Annotated in this window: 17 protein-coding genes and 1 tRNA gene; 2 read left to right on the top strand and 16 right to left on the bottom strand. The window is 59.4% G+C overall.

Going from position 1 to position 16,793, the window contains the following annotated elements; all coding sequences use genetic code 11:
* Positions 1 to 37: 37 nt before the first annotated feature.
* The 16 genes from HMPREF7215_RS09820 to HMPREF7215_RS09745 all read right to left on the bottom strand — a co-directional run bounded on the left by HMPREF7215_RS09820 (position 38) and on the right by HMPREF7215_RS09745 (position 15,323).
* Entirely contained in the window at positions 38 to 661 is a 624-nt protein-coding gene (locus HMPREF7215_RS09820; protein ID WP_009165704.1) for a V-type ATP synthase subunit D, read from the bottom strand.
* 15 nt (positions 662 to 676) lie between these two features.
* Positions 677 to 2,089, bottom strand: coding sequence for a V-type ATP synthase subunit B (locus tag HMPREF7215_RS09815; RefSeq protein ID WP_009165703.1), 1,413 nt, complete (start codon positions 2,087 to 2,089; stop codon positions 677 to 679).
* Positions 2,089 to 3,873, bottom strand: a complete 1,785-nt coding sequence (locus HMPREF7215_RS09810) for a V-type ATP synthase subunit A (RefSeq protein ID WP_009165702.1) — start codon at positions 3,871 to 3,873, stop codon at positions 2,089 to 2,091. Before HMPREF7215_RS09810 ends, HMPREF7215_RS09815 begins: the two co-directional genes overlap by 1 nt.
* 24 nt (positions 3,874 to 3,897) lie before the next feature.
* Positions 3,898 to 4,233 carry a V-type ATP synthase subunit F gene (locus HMPREF7215_RS09805; protein WP_009165701.1) on the bottom strand — a complete coding sequence of 112 codons (336 nt, stop codon included), beginning with the start codon at positions 4,231 to 4,233 and terminating at the stop codon, positions 3,898 to 3,900.
* Positions 4,223 to 5,236: a V-type ATPase subunit gene (locus tag HMPREF7215_RS09800; RefSeq protein ID WP_040551102.1), complete on the bottom strand. Its 1,014-nt coding sequence runs from the start codon at positions 5,234 to 5,236 to the stop codon at positions 4,223 to 4,225. The genes HMPREF7215_RS09805 and HMPREF7215_RS09800 overlap by 11 nt, the downstream gene beginning before the upstream one ends.
* 12 nt (positions 5,237 to 5,248) lie before the next feature.
* Positions 5,249 to 5,833 carry a V-type ATP synthase subunit E gene (locus tag HMPREF7215_RS09795; RefSeq protein WP_009165699.1) on the bottom strand — a complete coding sequence of 195 codons (585 nt, stop codon included), beginning with the start codon at positions 5,831 to 5,833 and terminating at the stop codon, positions 5,249 to 5,251.
* A gap of 14 nt (positions 5,834 to 5,847) precedes the next feature.
* Positions 5,848 to 6,324, bottom strand: a complete 477-nt coding sequence (locus tag HMPREF7215_RS09790) for a V-type ATP synthase subunit K (protein ID WP_009165698.1) — start codon at positions 6,322 to 6,324, stop codon at positions 5,848 to 5,850.
* Between the two features lie 49 nt (positions 6,325 to 6,373).
* Positions 6,374 to 8,383, bottom strand: a complete 2,010-nt coding sequence (locus HMPREF7215_RS09785; RefSeq protein WP_009165697.1) for a V-type ATP synthase subunit I — start codon at positions 8,381 to 8,383, stop codon at positions 6,374 to 6,376.
* Positions 8,364 to 8,696, bottom strand: coding sequence for a hypothetical protein (locus HMPREF7215_RS09780; RefSeq protein ID WP_009165696.1), 333 nt, complete (start codon positions 8,694 to 8,696; stop codon positions 8,364 to 8,366). The genes HMPREF7215_RS09785 and HMPREF7215_RS09780 overlap by 20 nt, the downstream gene beginning before the upstream one ends.
* 479 nt (positions 8,697 to 9,175) lie before the next feature.
* Positions 9,176 to 9,251: transfer RNA gene (locus tag HMPREF7215_RS09775), tRNA-Gly, on the bottom strand.
* Between the two features lie 93 nt (positions 9,252 to 9,344).
* Positions 9,345 to 10,469, bottom strand: coding sequence for an aldo/keto reductase (locus tag HMPREF7215_RS09770; RefSeq protein WP_009165695.1), 1,125 nt, complete (start codon positions 10,467 to 10,469; stop codon positions 9,345 to 9,347).
* Between the two features lie 367 nt (positions 10,470 to 10,836).
* Positions 10,837 to 12,471, bottom strand: a complete 1,635-nt coding sequence (hcp, locus tag HMPREF7215_RS09765; RefSeq protein ID WP_009165693.1) for a hydroxylamine reductase — start codon at positions 12,469 to 12,471, stop codon at positions 10,837 to 10,839.
* A 2-nt stretch (positions 12,472 to 12,473) separates the two neighbouring features.
* Positions 12,474 to 12,659, bottom strand: a complete 186-nt coding sequence (locus HMPREF7215_RS14080; protein WP_040551100.1) for a ferredoxin — start codon at positions 12,657 to 12,659, stop codon at positions 12,474 to 12,476.
* Between the two features lie 49 nt (positions 12,660 to 12,708).
* Entirely contained in the window at positions 12,709 to 13,914 is a 1,206-nt protein-coding gene (locus HMPREF7215_RS09755) for an oxygen-binding di-iron domain-containing protein (protein ID WP_009165691.1), read from the bottom strand.
* A 46-nt stretch (positions 13,915 to 13,960) separates the two neighbouring features.
* A complete protein-coding gene (locus HMPREF7215_RS09750; RefSeq protein ID WP_009165690.1) occupies positions 13,961 to 14,644 on the bottom strand; it encodes a DUF2249 domain-containing protein in 684 nt (227 codons plus the stop codon).
* Between the two features lie 25 nt (positions 14,645 to 14,669).
* The gene (locus tag HMPREF7215_RS09745; protein ID WP_040551099.1) at positions 14,670 to 15,323 is read right to left on the bottom strand and encodes a cupin domain-containing protein; all 654 of its coding nucleotides are present in this window, start codon (positions 15,321 to 15,323) and stop codon (positions 14,670 to 14,672) included.
* 286 nt (positions 15,324 to 15,609) lie between these two features.
* Here HMPREF7215_RS09745 and HMPREF7215_RS09740 point away from each other — a divergent pair, with 286 nt between their 5' ends.
* Positions 15,610 to 16,122, top strand: coding sequence for a ferritin (locus HMPREF7215_RS09740; protein WP_040551101.1), 513 nt, complete (start codon positions 15,610 to 15,612; stop codon positions 16,120 to 16,122).
* Positions 16,123 to 16,155: 33 nt separating this feature from the next.
* The gene (locus HMPREF7215_RS09735; RefSeq protein WP_009165687.1) at positions 16,156 to 16,704 is read left to right on the top strand and encodes an NADPH-dependent FMN reductase; all 549 of its coding nucleotides are present in this window, start codon (positions 16,156 to 16,158) and stop codon (positions 16,702 to 16,704) included.
* The last annotated feature ends 89 nt before the right edge of the window (positions 16,705 to 16,793 follow it).

Raw genomic sequence — 16,793 nt, 5'->3', positions numbered from 1 at the left:
TAGTAGTATNTTTTTTCGTGCTTCTGTTTTCGCCGCTTTAGTGCTGGCTGACGATCTCCTTGACTTTCATCAGCTGGCTGGTGGTCGAGCGGGCCTGTTCGTCCAGCTTCATCGAGATGTATTTGATCGTCTCGGCGTAGTTGGGGATCATGACATGCTCGAGGGCGTTGACGCGACGGCGGGTGCGCTCGATTTCGGTCGACATCAGAGCGACGGCCTTTTCGTCGGCGGCGAGCTGGAGCAGCCCGGGAATGACTTTGGAAAAGTCTTCGAGGGCCACGTCGAGACTGGCCGGCGTGGTCGCCATGCCATAGTTGAAGGTGCTGCCCTCCTGATGGACTTCGTACTCGGGCACGATGACGCTCATGACGTTGCGCGTGGCGACGTCGAGGGTGCAGGTGCTGCCGGAGATCATCAGAGCCTGTTCGAGCATGGCCGGCAAGGTCTGGGCGCGGGCCATGAGGAAGCTGCGGTAGCACGAGATGAGCTCGCTCTCGACTTTCTCGCGGGCGGCTTTGACCGCGCGGGCTTTTTCGAGGAAGGCTTTGATCAGGGCGTCCTGTTTGTCCTTGAGCAGCTTATGGCCGCGCTGGGCGACGGCGAGACGTTTCTTGAGCCGCGAAAGCTCCATTCGGTTGGGGTTCACGTTCACGCGTGCCATTGCGATCCCCCTCCCCTACGCCTTTTCCTCTGAGTTTTCTTTTTCCTTCAGCGGCATCAGGTATTTCTGGATGTACTTGTCCTTGACGCGTTTCAGTTCCTTAACGGGAACCATGTTCAGGAGTTTCCAGCCCAGCCCGAGGGTCGTCTCGACGGCGCGGTTCTCGTATTCGCCCTGACGGACGTACTCGTCCTCGAAGCGCGAAGCGAACGTGGCGAACGCCTTGTCGTCGTCGCTCAGGGCGCCTTCGCCGAGGATGACGGCCAGTTCCTTGGCTTCCTTGCCGCGGGCGTAGGCGGCGAAGAGCTGGTTCATCAAGTCGGCGTGATCCTCGCGGGTCTTGCCTTCGCCGATGCCCTTGTCCTTCAGTCGCGACAGCGAGGGCATCACGTCCACGGGCGGATAGATGCCGGTGCGGTGCAGGTTGCGGCTGAGGATGATCTGCCCCTCGGTGATGTAGCCGGTGAGGTCGGGGATGGGGTGGGTCTTGTCGTCTTCGGGCATGGTGAGGATGGGCACCTGGGTGATGGAGCCGGTGCTGCCCTTGACGCGGCCGGCGCGCTCGTACATGGTGGCGAGGTCGGTATAGAGGTAGCCGGGATAGCCGCGGCGGCCGGGAACTTCCTTGCGGGCGGCGGAGATCTCGCGCAGGGCCTCGCAGTAGTTCGTCAAGTCGGTGAGAATGACCAGCACGTGCATGTTCTTCTCGAACGCCAGATACTCGGCGGCGGTCAGCGCCAGCTTGGGCGTGTAGATGCGCTCGACGGCGGGGTCGTTGGCGAGGTTAATGTACATGACGGTGCGGTCGAGGGCGCCGGTCTTGCGGAAGTCTTCCATGAAGAAAGCGGCTTCCTCGAAGGTAATTCCCATGGCGGCGAAAACAACGGCGAACTTTTCGCTGCCGCCGCCGATGACGTTGGCCTGGCGGGCCAGCTGGGCGGCCATGCGGTTGTGCGGCAGTCCAGAAGCGGAGAAAATGGGCAGCTTCTGGCCGCGGACCATGGGGTTCATGCCGTCGATGGTGCTGATGCCGGTCTGGATGAACTCGTCGGGATAGTCGCGCGAGTAGGGATTCATGGCCAGTCCGTTCACGTCGATGTTTTTCTCGGCGATGATGGGCGCGCCGCCGTCGATGGGATCGCCGCGGCCGTTGAAGACGCGGCCGAGCATGTCTTCGGAGACGGGCAGTTCCAGCGATTTGCCGAGGAAGGTGACGGAAGCCGTGTCGACGTCGAGGCCGTCGGTGCCCTCGAAAACCTGCACGACGGCGCGGCCGGAATCGGTCTCCAGCACTTTGCCGCGGCGGCGGGAGCCGTCGGGCAGCGCGACTTCGACCAGAGAATCGTAGGGAACTTCCTTGACGCTCTCGACGACCAGAAGGGGGCCCGCAAGGCTGCTTACGGTTCTGTATTCAACTGGCAGGTTCATTATTTATCGCCTCCTGACGCGAGAAGCTGGGCAATTTCGTCTCTCATTTCGCCTTCGAGCGCGTCGATCTTTTCGAGTTCCTGCTCGCCGACCAGCCCCATGCGGGCGATCTTCTCGCGCACGGGCAGGTTGAACAGCTTGTTCATCTCGGCGCCGCTCTGCAGGGCTTCCAGTCCGGCGTGATGGAACTTGAGGATCGTCGAAAGCATTTTGAACTGTTTTTCCATGGACGTGTACGTGTCCACGTCGTTGAAGGCGTTCTGGTGCAGGAAGTCTTCGCGCAGCGACTTGGCCGTTTCCATGGTCATGCGCTCGTTGCGCGAAAGGGCGTCCATGCCGACCAGCTGCACGATTTCCTTCAGCGAGGACTCTTCTTCGAGCAGAGTCATGGCTTCGACGCGCGCGGGCGTCCACTCGGCGTCGAACTTGGCGTCCCAGTACTCGTCGAGCTTGTTGGTGTAGAGCGAGTAGCTGTTCAGCCAGTTGATGGCCGGGAAGTGGCGCTGATAAGCCAGATTGGAGTCCAGTCCCCAGAAGACCTTGGTCACGCGCAGCGTGTTCTGCGTGACAGGTTCGGAAAGGTCGCCGCCGGGAGGCGAAACGGCCCCGATGACGGAAACCGAGCCCTCGCGGCCGTCGCCGCCGAGACAAATGGCACGGCCGGCGCGCTCGTAGAACGAAGCGAGGCGCGTGCCCAGATAGGCGGGATAGCCTTCTTCGCCGGGCATTTCTTCCAGACGGCCGGACATCTCGCGCAGAGCTTCGGCCCAGCGGCTGGTGGAGTCGGCCATCAGCGCCACGGAATAACCCATGTCGCGATAGTACTCGGCGATGGAAATCCCCGTGTAAACGCTGGCTTCGCGGGCCGCGACCGGCATGTTTGACGTGTTCGCGATCAGCACGGTGCGCTTCATCAGCGGCTGGCCGGAACGGGGATCCTTCAGCTCGGGGAACTCGCGCAGAACGTCGGTCATCTCATTGCCGCGCTCGCCGCAGCCGATATAGACGACGATCTGAGCTTCGGCCCACTTGGCGAGCTGGTGCTGGATGACCGTCTTGCCCGATCCGAACGGGCCGGGGACGCAGGCCGTGCCTCCCATGGCGATGGGGAAGAACGTGTCGACGACGCGCTGGCCGGTCGTCAGCGGCGTGACGGGCGGCAGCTTGCGGGCAACGGGGCGGCCGCGGCGCACGGGCCAGCGGCGCAGCATGGAAACGCCGTGTTTCTCCTTGCCGTCGTCGATCACGGCGATCACGGCGTCAACGTTGAACTCGCCAGACTCGACGGAAACGACCTTGCCCTTGATTCCATTGGGAACCATGATGCGGTGCTCCACAAGCACGGTTTCCTGGACGACGCCGAGGATGTCGCCCTCGCTCACTTCGTCGCCGACGGAAACTTTCGGCTCGAACTGCCAGAGTTTCTCGTGATCGAGCGCGGAAACGCTGATGCCTCTGGCGATGAAGACGCTCTTGGACGCTTCTTCGATCGCCTTCAGAGGACGCTGAATGCCGTCATAAAACTGTTCGATAAGACCGGGACCGAGTTCAACGCTCAGGGGTTCGCCGGTGCCCACGACGGGCTCGCCGGGACGGAGACCGGATGTCTCCTCGTAGACCTGGATCGAGGCGAGATCACCGTTGAGTTCGATGATTTCTCCGACCAGGCCGATGTCGCCGACACGCGCCACTTCGTACATGCTCGCGCCGGTCATCCCCTTCGCGACGACCAGAGGTCCGGATATACGTTCGATCGTGCCCTTTACACTTTTATCCGTGGCCAAAACAATCGCCTCCAGGTGAATTCACTATTTCTCTGAGAAAATATCCATGCCGACCGCCCGCTCGACGCTGCTGCGCACCGCGCTCAGCCCCACGCCGATGGATCCGCGGATCCCGGGGATGGGAATGATGCTGGCCGCGTATTCCTGAACGAGCCGGTCGATCAAAGAAGCCTGAGCGACGAACTGCCGCTCTTCGACGAAAATCACGCCGTAGTCTTCACGGGCCAGACGGTTCACGGTTTCGGCAATTTCTTCGTCGTTCTCGACGGGAAAGGGGCGCACGCCGACGGCCTGAAAGGGAAGTACGGTATCGTAGCTTCCTACGGCCGCCATTTTTTTTCTGCCAGCGTCAGCGGACATTGCGCAACAACCCCCTTATGGCGTCCTTCTCGACTCCGTTGGCGACGGAAACGAGCACCACCCGCAAGTTTTTGGCTTCGATCTCTTTGGTCCAGAGGTAACGGACCACGTTGCCCGGCTCGAACGCGCCGAAACGGCTCTCGGCGATCACGCCGGTGATGAAATTGTCCAGCTCCTTCTCGTACTGCACGAGAAGGCTGTTGAAGCTCTCTCCTTCCGAGAAGGGGGCCAGCAGCGCGCCGATGTCGGCGAAAGCCAACAGACGCCCCCAGTTTTCCACCGGCTCGGTCACGAGCGGCGTCAGCCGGTTGATCGGAAGCGAACCGCCTTCGTGAAGGAAAGAAGCGGCCGTTCCGTGATCCATGTCGATGCGCGAAAGGCGCAGGAGCGTTTTCAGATTCTCGCCGTCGATGCGGGCGCGAACCCATTTTTCCACCTGCTCCATACCCAGCTTGGCGGAAAGCTCCCGCAGCGCTTTGAAATACACGCCGTCGAGGATCTTCTCCGCCGCAAGGGCGTTGTGCGTCTGCTCCCAGACTGCGAGGGCCTCGGGGATCGCTTGGTTGAATCCGTACGGAAGCTCCCAGTACTCCTCTCCTTCGATGGCCAGGATCAGCCGGTCCGTGTCGATGGTACCGAGAGAAGTGAGCAGGTCGAGACGGCGTTTTTCTCCCTGAGCCGTCAGGAACTGGCTTTTCAGCAGCGTCTTGACGTTATGCACGTCGTAGACCAGGCGCAGCAGACCGACCAGCTCCCCGTCGGGAACAAACGTCTCGATTTCCGTATAACTGTGATGAAGTTCCGCCTCGATCGCCCGGTCGAATTCCAGCGGCGATTTGAGCTCCATCAGCCAGGCCGAATAGGGAGTTTCCCCGAGAACTTTTAAAGCCGCCTCCAGCGTATCGCAGTCGATCATCCGCTGGAGGACAGACTCATCAAGCAGACGGTTCTCAAGCGCCCTCAGACGCGCTACAGCGTAACCATACCGCTCCTTCGGGGCCATGATCACACCACCTTACTCCGCGTCAAACAGTCGTTTGACGACGTCGGACTCCAGTTCGTCCTTGAGCCAGTGGATCAGGGTTTCCAGCGAGCAGTTCGTGCTGATTCTGCCTTTGCGAAGGATAAAGCCGCCCTTGATGTCCGTTTTTTCGGCGGAAAGCGTCAGCTTTCTGCCCCGGGAGGCGTTGTACTTATCGAGCCAGGCCTGATCGATACGTTTCTCGCCGGCGGCCGCCAGCAGTTCCTCGTCGCCGCTGCTGACCGCCTGATCGAGAAGCTTTTCCATGAACGCGAGATATTTGTCGCCGGCCAATTTGCAGAGGCGCGCCAGCGCGCCGTCGAAACTGCGGCCGATCAGCTCCTGCTTGGCGCCGAGACGCAGTTTTTTCACGTCCAGATTCGCGATGATCTGGGCGCGGCGGCGTACTTCGGGAGCTTCGGCAGCATACAGGCCGTCGTAATATTTCTTGCTTTTGGAAATTTCGGCGTCGGCGTCCGCGTTCAGGACGTCGGCCTGCTTTCGGGCCTCGTCGAGCAGTTTCGCGGCTTCATTGGCCGCGTCCTGTTCGATTTTTTTCCTGATGTCAGCGAGTGCCATGGTCCGGACCAGGCTTACAGGCTGATGCCGTTCATCAGAAGAATGCTGACGAGGAGGGCAAGCACCGCGTACGTCTCGACCATGGCCGGGAGGATAACGGCCTTACCGGCTTCGCCGGGCTGCTTGGCGATCATCTGAATGCAGGCGGCCGAAGTTTTACCCTGCGAAATGGCGGAGATCCATCCGCCCAAAGCGATAGGCAGGCAGGCGAACATGACGGCCAGACCGTGCACCCAGTCGCAGGGAACGGCCGAACCGCCGACCAGGCCGACCTTCAGCATGGCAAAGAAGGCGATCAGCAGGCCGTAAATGCCCTGCGTTCCGGGCAGCGCCTGCAGCATCAGGACAAGACCGAACTTGCCGGGGTCCTCGGTCATCACGCCCGCGCCGACTTCGCCGGCGATACCGACGCCAATAGCCGAACCGATGCCCGCCATACCGGCGGCCAGAGCCGCACCAAGCACAACAAAAGCGATACCAAGATAATCCATAAAACGACACTCCCCTCAAAGTTTGGGTAATTTTCAACCGGCGCCGGAGCTAAGCTTCCTTGCGGCCAGTCACGTTGACATAGTTCGATCTGTAGCAGAAGGGATCGAACGCCGTCCCGCCGCTGCTGTAAAACTTGCCGAAGAATTCCACGTATTGCAGTCGCAGCGGGTGGACGAACGCTCCCAGGATGTTGATCACCATGCTGAAAACATGTCCGCCGAAGAAGATCAGCAGCGCCAGGATCCAGCCCACGTAAGCGGTGCCGCCGCAGAGCTTGGACATCAGGTTGATGATCATCGCCACAGCGCCGCCGACCAGCCCAAGCGCGAGCAGACGGCTGTAGCTGAGCACGTCGCCCAGATAGCTGGTGACGTTGTACAGGCTCAGCACGCCGGAAACGAACTTGCCGACCAAGCCTTTCTTCTCGCGTCCCTGCGTCAAAATCAAAACCACAGCGCCGGCAATCGCCATATTTTTACCCAACGGCTCTACTCCGGGCGCCGCAAAGGCGCCGACGCCGAAGATCAACAGCCCCGTCAGGAGCAGCAGCCAGCCGCCCTGATCGGCGCAGGCGGCGAACCAGCGGCGTTTTTTGACATTGGCGTAAGCGGCAAGCAGGATACCGTAATAGATGTGGACGATGCCGAGCGCCAGCGAAATGCCCAGCAACAGCATGGGGTCCTTCATGGGTTCGAGCAGCGTCGCCAGATTCTTCACCGGCCGCAGGAAGCCCAGGAATGGGAAGGCGTCGATCATGTCGCCCATCCAGCTGCCTGTGATGGCGCCATAAATGACCGTGGCAATACCGCAATACTTCACGAGGATCAGGGCCCGCTTGATGCCTTCGGGCATTTTCCGGTACTTTTTGAGGAAGTACACGGCGATGGCCGTGATCACGATGCCGTAGCCCGCGTCGGCGTAGCACATGCCGAAAAACAGCAGGAAAAACGGCATCATCGGGAACGACGGATCGACCGAACCGTACACGGGCGCGCCGTACAGCATGGTCAGCATCTCGAACGGTTTCGCGCAGTTCCTGTTCTCCAGCACGATGGGGGGATCGTCGTCCTCCGCCGGATCCGAAAGCTGCAGATCGATGTCCTTTTCGTACGGGACGAGGATTTGTTTGAGTTCCGCGGCTTTGCTGTCGGGGACCCAGCCCCGCAGCAGGACGACCTGTTCGGTGCGCTCGCTTTCGTCCTCGGCGTCCTGGCGCGTTTTCATGATCGTCAAGTAATCGCCGAGGCGGCGGATCTCGTCCATATGAGCGTCGGTAAAAGTCTGAAGCCAATTGACGAAATACTTCTCTTCCTGCCCGAGAGCGGCCAGTTTGTCCGAGAGTTTTTTCTGCTCTTCGGCGACGGTTCCCGTCAGGGAAGAAGGCAGATCAATCTTCGTGACGCTGTGTTTCAGGCAAAGCTCCGAAAGTTTGTCCTCGAACGCGCGCAGGTAGAACACGCTGCCCCAGGCGGGATCGCGGCTTCCCTTGGGAGGGAGCCAGACACGACACTCCGCGTCGGCGCCCAAAGTTTCCTCCACCGCGTTTTTCCATTCCTGCAAATTTTCGGCGCGCCCCGTACCCAAAAACCCGGCCACCATCTGGCTGCCTTCCGTAATCATGGAGAGGGGCGGTTCAAAATTGCCCAGCCCCGACAAAGTCTGCTGCAAACTTTTGATCTGCTGCATGTCGGAGCGCAGCTCCGTCAGACGGCGTTCGCGCTTGCGGGCTTCCGCCGCCAGATTGCCGGCGTCGACTTTGTCGGCCAATGCGGCCAGCTTTTCCACGCTGACGTCGTCGCGTTCGCCCAGCATACGTCCCAACGTCCCGACAGGATCTTTATAGTAAGGCGCAAGGTAGCGGGTGAGATAATTCACGTCGTTCAGAGCGGGCGCGTAATCCCGGCCGCTTCGCGCCGGATGGGCGGAAGGCTCCTCTGCGGAGCTCCTCGCCGCAGCGGAAATCTCAGTGATCCCCCGCTCCTGAAGCACCGACAGAACCTCTTCGACGGCCGTCCGGTGCACGTACAGTTCGATCTTTTTAACGCGAGCAACGGCCATATTGAGACACCACCTCTTCGGCTAACCATTGAGCCGTTTTCTTTACCGCATCTTCGTGAGACTCGACAAACTGTCGAGCTTCGGTCTTGCCCTGTTCCACCGCCTGAGCGGCCGTTTCGGCCGCTTCCGCTTCCACCTGAGCGAGGCGGGAACGATACTCGCGGAAATGAGCCTGTTTGGCTTCTTTTACACGAAGGGCCGCTGAGTTGCGAGTCCTGATAACCAGATCCTGCGCTTCCGCTTTGGCGTCGGCCACTTTTTGGGCCGCCGCCGCTTCGACGCTCCTGATCTCGTCGGTCAGATTGGTAGACATGCGTTCACCTCCTTTGTTTTTCAGTCGCAAAACACTGCAAAATATCGCAGTCATTGCCGAAATTAAATGGGCCGTCGTGCCCCATAAAGCACTGCGGTCTGCCGGAAAAACGGTATCGCCGTTGCGTTCCCGCAGGACACGGCAAGATACAGGGGCCTCGCGGTACATTCTCGCAGGCCCAAGTTCTTATAATTTTAGATTTTTACGCATGATGTGTCAATAATCACAAATTTAGAATTGAGCGGTTTTCATATTCAATTTTCATGGAAAAAGCCGGAGCTTTATAACCTTTGAGTAATAAGCAATGATTTGCTCAATTAGTTCATTTACCAATAACATAGATCTCAAAAACACAGATCATCATCCAAAACGAAATTTCATGTTTTTACGGCCGCCACACGGCAGACGCGCGCAAAAGAGCGGCGACCTTTTTTAAAAGGTCGCCGCTCTTTTGCGCGTTCCAGTGGTTCCGTCAAAATTGGAGCGGGTGACGAGGCTCGAACTCGCGACCCTCAGCTTGGGAAGCTGATGCTCTACCAACTGAGCTACACCCGCAAAACGTGGCTATTATACGCTAAAGCGCCGACGTTCGCAAGATGGCGAGCCCGACCAGTTTTTCCGCAGGGGACCGCGCCCCACTCCCGGGCATCAGGCGATGTGAAAAGCTTCCACGACCTTCACGAGGTTGTCGCGGATCTTGATGTGCTGCGGGCAGACCTGCTCGCAGCTGCCGCACTGGACGCATTCGTTGGCGCGGGATTTGCCGTGACGCTCCACGAGCCATTTCTCCTGGCCTTCGGCGTAGTTGTAGTTGCCGTAAATGTTCAGCAAGTTCAGCGCCGTGAAGGAACCGGAAATGCCGATGTTCTGCGGGCACACTTCCGCGCAGTAATTGCAGCTCGTGCAGGGGATCATCGGCAAGGCGTCCAGCGTTTCCCGGGCTTTGGCGACGACGCGCCGCTCGGCTTCCGTCAGCGGATTGAAATCCGTCATGTAGGAAATGTTGTCCTTCATCTGCTCCACGTTGCTCATGCCGGACAGCACGGCGATCACTCCGTCCAGGCTGGCGGCGAAGCGGATGGCCCACGAAGCGCAGGAAGCTTGGGCGTCGGCGCTTTTGAGCACGCGCTCGACGGCTTTCGGCGGGCTGGCCAAAAGGCCGCCCTTGACGGGCTCCATGATGACGACGGGCTTCCCGTGTTTTCTGGCCGTCTCGTAACAGGCCCGCGATTGAATGCGCGGATTTTCCCAATCGGCGTAGTTGATCTGCAGCTGCACGAATTCCGCTTCGGGATGGGCTTGCAAAATGGCGTCCAGCTCCTCCGGCGTGGAATGGAAGGAGAAGCCGGCGTGCCTGATTTTTCCTTCCACTTTCTTCTCCTGCACGAAGTTCCACATCTCGAAGTCGTCGAAGAAATGGGTTCTGCCCTCGCCGAGGTTGTGGAGCAGATAGAAATCGAAATAACCGGCGCCGGTCTGTTTCAGCGACGTCTCGAACTGGCCGACGGCGTCTTCCCGGCTCTGGCAGTTGATCCAGGCGGCGTTTTTCGTGGCGAGCGTGAACTTTTCGCGCGGATAGCGTTCGACGAGCGCCTGACGGATCGCGTCTTCCGAGCCGGGATAGGCCCAGGCCGTGTCGAAATACGTAAAGCCGCCCGCCATAAAGAGATCCACCATCTTTTTTACCTGTTCGATGTCGATCGCTTCGCCGTTTTTCGGCAGCCGCATCAGTCCGAATCCAAGTTTTTTCGCGCTCAGTTCGATCTCCGACATGTTGCCCCCTCCTTGTCGATCTTGTTTCCCTTCATTTTGGACTCCCCCGCCAATCCCAATGGGCCGCTTGGTCTCCCCTTGGCCATGCCATAAAACGCCCGCAGGACGAGCGCCTCGCAGCGCTTTTTTCAAACAGAGAAACTCGTTCTGTTTATATTATTCTACTCTCTTCCCCTTCAAGAAGAAACCTCAAGTACACTCTCATCGTTTTTCATTGAAATTTGAAGACAGCCATTTTCGGCGACCAGCGGCGAAAAAGAAAAGCCGGCACGATCCTCATCTTAACTTTTCAGATGACTTTCGTGCCGGTTTTTCACGGAACAAGGTCTTGCGTCCTGTGTTCGTCCTTACGCCGCTTTTCGCCTCATTAACCGAAAAACAGCTTCAGATCGTCGTCCACCGTGCCGATGCCCGCGATGCCGAAATTCTTGACCAGCACGTCGGCCACGTTCGGCGACAGGAACGCCGGGAGCGTCGGCCCCAGATGGATGTTCTTGACGCCCAAATGCAGCAGCGCCAGCAGGACGATGACGGCTTTCTGCTCGTACCAGGCGATGTTGAACGCCAGCGGCAGGTCGTTGATATCGTTCAGCCCGAAGATCTCCTTCAGCTTCAGGGCGATCAGCGCCAGCGAGTAGGAATCGTTGCACTGCCCGGCGTCCAGAACTCTCGGGATGCCGCCGATGTCTCCCAGGTCCAGCTTGTTGTATTTGTACTTGGCGCATCCGGCGGTCAAAATCACCACGTCCTTGGGAAGCTTGCGTGCAAATTCCGTGTAGTACTCTCTGGACTTCATCCGTCCGTCGCAGCCCGCCATGACCACAAACTTCCTGATCGCGCCGGATTTGACCGCGTCCACGACTTTATCGGCAAGCGCGAACACCTGTTCGTGCGCGAAGCCGCCGACGATGCGGCCCGCTTCGATCTCCTCGGGCGGAGGGCACTTTTTCGCCTGTTCGATGAGCGCCGAAAAGTCCTTGGTCTCGCCGTAGGCGCCGCCGATGTGTTTGCAGCCGGGAACGCCCGTGGCGCCGGTCGTCCAAAGGCGGTCTCTGTAGCTGTCCGCGGGCGGCACGACGCAGTTCGTCGTCATCAGAACGGGGCCGCGGAACTTCTCGAACTCCTCTTTCTGTTTCCACCAGGCGTTGCCGTAGTTGCCGGCAAAGTGCGGGTATTTCTTGAACGCGGGATAGTAATGGGCGGGAAGCATCTCGGAGTGCGTGTACACGTCCACGCCCGTCCCCGCTGTCTGTTCCAGCAGCATTTCGAGATCTCTCAGATCGTGGCCGGAGATCAGGATGCCGGGATTTTTCCGCACGCCGATGTCGACCGCCGTAATCTCCGGATGGCCGTAAGCCTCGGTGTTGGCCTTGTCGAGAAGCGCCATGCCGTCGACTCCGTACTTTCCGGTCTCGAGGGTCAGCGCCACAAGGTCGTTCACCGTCAGGCTGTCGTCGAGCGTCTTGGCCAGAGCGCGCTGGATGAAGGCGTCCACGTCTTCGTTGTCCTGCAAAAGCGCGTTCGCGTGCTTGGAATAGGCCGCCAGTCCCTTGAGGCCGTACGTGATCAGTTCCCGCAGGCTGCGAATGTCTTCGTTCCCGGTGGCAAGCACGCCGACTTCGGCGGCCTGAGCGTCGAATTCGCCGACGTCGCCGTGCCAGAGCGCCGCTTGGGGCAGCCCCGACACGTCTCCCGCCTGATTCAGGAGCTTCCGCTTCACGTCCAGGGTTTCCCGGATTCTTTCGATGATCGCCTGACGGTCGAAGTTCGCGTTCGTGATCGTCACGAAGAGGTTCATCGTCACGAGATGGTTCGCCTCTTTGCCGACGCGCTGTCCCTCGCGGCGAAGTCGGTCCGCGACGCAGGAAAGCCCTTTCGTCACGTAGATCAGAAGGTCCTGCATGGCCGCCACGTCGGGTTTCTTCCCGCACACGCCGCAAACGGTGCAGCCCTTTCCCCCCGCGGTTTCCTGACACTGGTAGCAGAACATTTTACGCTCCATCGTCAGACCTCCTCGATCGCGCCGACCGGACAGTTTTCGCGCGCTTCCGCCGCGCTGCCGCGGTTCTCTTCCGCGACTTCTTCCGCGATCGCCGCGGCGACGCCCGCGTCGGTCATGGAAAAGACCTCCGGACAGGTCGTCGCGCAAAGCCCGCAGCCGATACAGCTCTCATTCACAACATATTTCATTTTCGGATCCCCCTTTTCGTTTTTTCCCCGCGATACTTCGAAATCCCTTTTACGCTGGTGCCGCCGGTCCCCCAAGAAGCTTTTCCGCCAGAGCGGGAACGGCGGCGAAATCTTCCTCTCCGGGATTCCAAAGAGAACGCACGTTTTCATCGATCACGTCGAAGCCCGCGTCTTTCAGGCGCTCCCGCAGAACTTTGACGGACTCGCCGCTCCAGCCGTAGCATCCGAAGGCCGCGGCCTTCTTGTTCCTGAACTTCAGCTGTTTGAGAAATTCCAGCCAGCCCGCCACGCTCGAAAGGATGCCGCCCGATACCGTCGGAGAGCCGACGGCGATGGCTTTCGAGCGGAAGACTTCCGTCATGACCTCGTTCTTGTCCGCCTTCGCGATGTTGAAGACTTTCACCACGGTATCGGGACTTTGCCGGTGCACTTCGTCCGCGATCCTGTGGGCGATCTTCGCGGTGCCCTCCCACATGGTGTCGTATGCGACCGTGATCTGATCTTCCCGATACGCGCCCGCCCACTTCGCGTATTTCGCGACGATCTGCAGCGGTTCCTGGCGCCAGACCGCGCCGTGGGAAGGGGCGATCATCTCGATCGGGAGGTTCAGCGCGCCGATCTCTTCCAGCTTTTTGGCCAGGATCGCCGCAAAAGGATTGAGGATGTTGGCGAAGTACTTCATGGATTCCTTGTCCAGCAGACACTGATCCGCCTTGTCGTTGAACAGTTCCTCCACCGCATAATGCTGGCCGAACGCGTCGTTGGAAAAAAGGATGTTGTCGCCGGTCAGGTAGGTCGCCATGGAGTCGGGCCAATGGAGCATGCGCATCTCCACGAAGATCAGTTTCTTGCCGTTGCCGATATCGACGCTGTCGCCCGTCTTCACCACGCGGAAGTTCCAGCCGCGCGCGCCGTACTGCCCTTCGATGCTCTTGACCGCATTGGCCGTGCAGTAGATGGGCGTGTCCGGGATCTCATCCATCAGCGCCGTCAGCGAGCCTGAGTGATCGCACTCGCCGTGGTTGGCGACGATGAAATCGATCTTCTTCAGGTCGACTTCTTTTTTCAGATTCTCGACGAAATCGAAGCGGTGCGGCGTCCATACGGTATCGATCAGGGCCGTCTTCTCCTCCTCGATCAGGTAGGCATTCTGGCTGGAACCGTTCACGATGGAATAATCGTCCCCGTGAAAGCGCTCCAGCTCCCAGTCGATGTGCCCCACCCAGCTTACGTTGTTTTTGACGTGTTTTCTCACGCGCGTCTCCTTTCCTTAAAAACGGAGTTCTGCCCGCAAACGACACTTACATGACGCCGATCTCGGGATTCTTCTCGCCGAACTTCTCTTTCAGCGCGCGGCAGATCTCGCTCCGTTCTTTGCCCTGTCTTTCCTGCGTCTTGATCAGTTTGTAGGCCTGAAACAGCGGCGACGGTCCGATCTCGGAGCTGAAAAAGCCGATGCCCTGATTCCACGCCAGCAGCTCGAAGACGTCGTCCAGCGCCGCGGAGTCGAGGCCGTGCACATAGGCTTTGACCAGCTCGCGGGAGGCCTGCCGCATCCTTCCGGCGCCGACCGCGTTGGCGAGGGACAGGAGCAGCCGTGTCTCGTACGGCAGCGTCCGCCTGGGGCTTTGCCAGGTGGTCTCCCAGAAATCCACGGCGATCTTGCCGAGCTTCTCGTCGATCATCGGGTAATTCAGGAGCGCCAGCGGCCGAAACGGCGCTTCTTCGCCCTCCTTTTTCTCCGTGCGGCAGAAAAACACGTGGAACTCCGTCTCGGCGGTCTGTTCCGTGTGATGTTCAAAGCCGAGATCCTCCAAAGCCGCGTACAGCGGATGCGGCTCGAACGTCTGCACAATCTCCAGCCCCTCGCCCACTTCGAGCCGGGACGCCGCCTGGATCAGTCCGGCGGCGAAATTTCCCTGCACGTGGCGCACGTCCACTTTGCGGAAGCCGTTCGTCTTGTCCCGCCACGCTTCGTAGCTCATCTTCGTTCTCCTCCGGCGGCGCTTTTCACTTCAAGGTCAAAAGCAGCGCCATCTTGAACTTGCCGTTCGCCGTGACGCTGTGCAGGCCGCCTTTGGCGAAGCGGAAATTTTCGCCGGCCCCGATCGGGTAATCCTGCCCCTCGTAGCCGATCACGCCTCTGCCTTCCAACGCGAAGATCAGCGCGTCGCCCGGCGCGCGGTGCGGCGAAAGGCCAGTGCCCTCGTCGAACGCCATGACCACGAACTTGAATCCCTCGTTGGAGACCACGTCCATGTTGACGACGCTGCCTTTTTCATACGGCACCAGATCCGCCAGCCTGAAAACTTCGCCCGCTTTGAGCGCTTCGTTCATCTGCAATTCTCCTTTCGCAATCACTTCCGTGTAAACGAATCCTTCCCGCGTCGCACTCCCGCACAGGGTGTTTTTCGGCACGATCAGCGCTTCGCCCTCGCCGAGTTCGATTTCCTTTCCGTCCGCTCCGGCTCCGAGCGCAAAGCGTCCTGTGCCGCCGGCGCCGATGCAGAGCATCTCCGTCGGATAGCTCCCGGCGCTGATGTCGGTTCCCCGTCCCAGCGAAAAGTACGAGATCTTCGTTTCCGACCGAATGCCCGACATGGTGGAGATCGTCATGCCGTCTCTGGGCGGATGCTCTTCGGCGATGGAAAACGCTCGATTCATCACGTTCAGCCTCCTCGCGGCCAATTTTTTTCCCTTTCTGTCCGTAATGTATCATGAACAGCTCGGCATGTATGTTGTTATAACAACGAAAGTCTCCCTCTCCGTCAAAAACCGCGACTCCGGCAGGCGCGCCGATCTCCGTCGAAAACGATGGATCGTTCGGCCGGCTCGGCACGCCGCGGTGTCTTGCGATGTTGCAAACTCCGACAAAGATGCTATACTTAACATGCCGCGGGGATCGCGGCGTTCTTTCGAATCGCTTCAAAATTTCAAGGGGGAAAATATCATGTTGGATGCAAAAGTCAAAGGACTGATCAACACACAGGTCAACAAAGAATTCTACTCGGCGTATCTGTATCTGGATTTCGCCAACTACTATTACGATCAGGGGCTCGACGGCTTCGCTCACTGGTACGACGTGCAGGCGCAGGAAGAGCGCGACCACGCCATGCTGATGCGGACCTACCTTCAGAACAACGGCGAGCTCGTCACCTTCTCCGAGATCGCCAAGCCCGACAAGGTGTACAAAAAACTCGACGATCCGCTCAAGTTCGCGCTGGAGCACGAGCAATACGTCACCGGCCTGATCAACGCGATCTACAAAGCCGCCAGCGACGTGAACGACTACCGCACGATGCAGTGCTTCGACTGGTTCGTCAAGGAACAGGGCGAAGAGGAAAAGAACGCCGAAGACCTGATCAAAAAGTTCTCGCTCTTCGGTTCCGATCCCAAGGGTCTGTACGCGCTGAACCAGGAGCTCCTCGCCCGCGTTTATGCCGCGCCTTCGTTGACGCTGTAATTTTTCCGACGGAACGGTCGCAGGAGGGACTTCATGCGCAGCATTCTGCTCGTTATCGGTTCGCTGAGAAAAAACTCTTTCAACCGCCAGCTGGCTCAGGTGATCTCTTCCGAACTGGCAGGGAAAGCCACCGTTTCCACGCTGCGGTTTGACGACATCCCCTACATGAATCAGGACATCGAATGGCCCGCGCCCGAAACGGTGCGCCGCGTCCGCGAGACCGTGGCCGCCGCGGACGGCGTGTGGATCGTCACGCCGGAATACAACTTCAATTTTCCCGGCCTGCTCAAGAACTTGCTCGACTGGCTTTCGCGCCCGACGGTGCAGGGCGATTACAAGAGCGCCGCGACGTACAAGAAAAAAGTCACAATCAGCGGCGCCGGCGGCAAAAACGCCACGGCCAATTCGCGGGCGCGCCTGACCGAGCTGCTCGAGTTCATGCGCACGGACGTGATGCCCGGCGGCGGCACGGGCGTCGCCGTGAACATGGACGCCTTCAAGACCGACAAGGTCGTCTTCACCGAAGAACAGCTTTGCCTCCTGCACGAACAGGTCGAGGCATTCCTGGCGTTTCTGGGATAGTTTCCGCCGGCGGATCTCCGCCGCAGGGCCCGCTCGACAGCGGCAACAAACGAAAAGGGCTTCCCCGCAAAATAGGGAAGCCCTTTTTC

The sequence above is a fragment of the Pyramidobacter piscolens W5455 genome (assembly GCF_000177335.1).
GTDB classification, from domain to species: Bacteria; Synergistota; Synergistia; order Synergistales; family Dethiosulfovibrionaceae; genus Pyramidobacter; species Pyramidobacter piscolens.
Note: the sequence above shows the minus strand (reverse complement) of the source record. Positions and strands in the feature narration are given on the sequence as shown.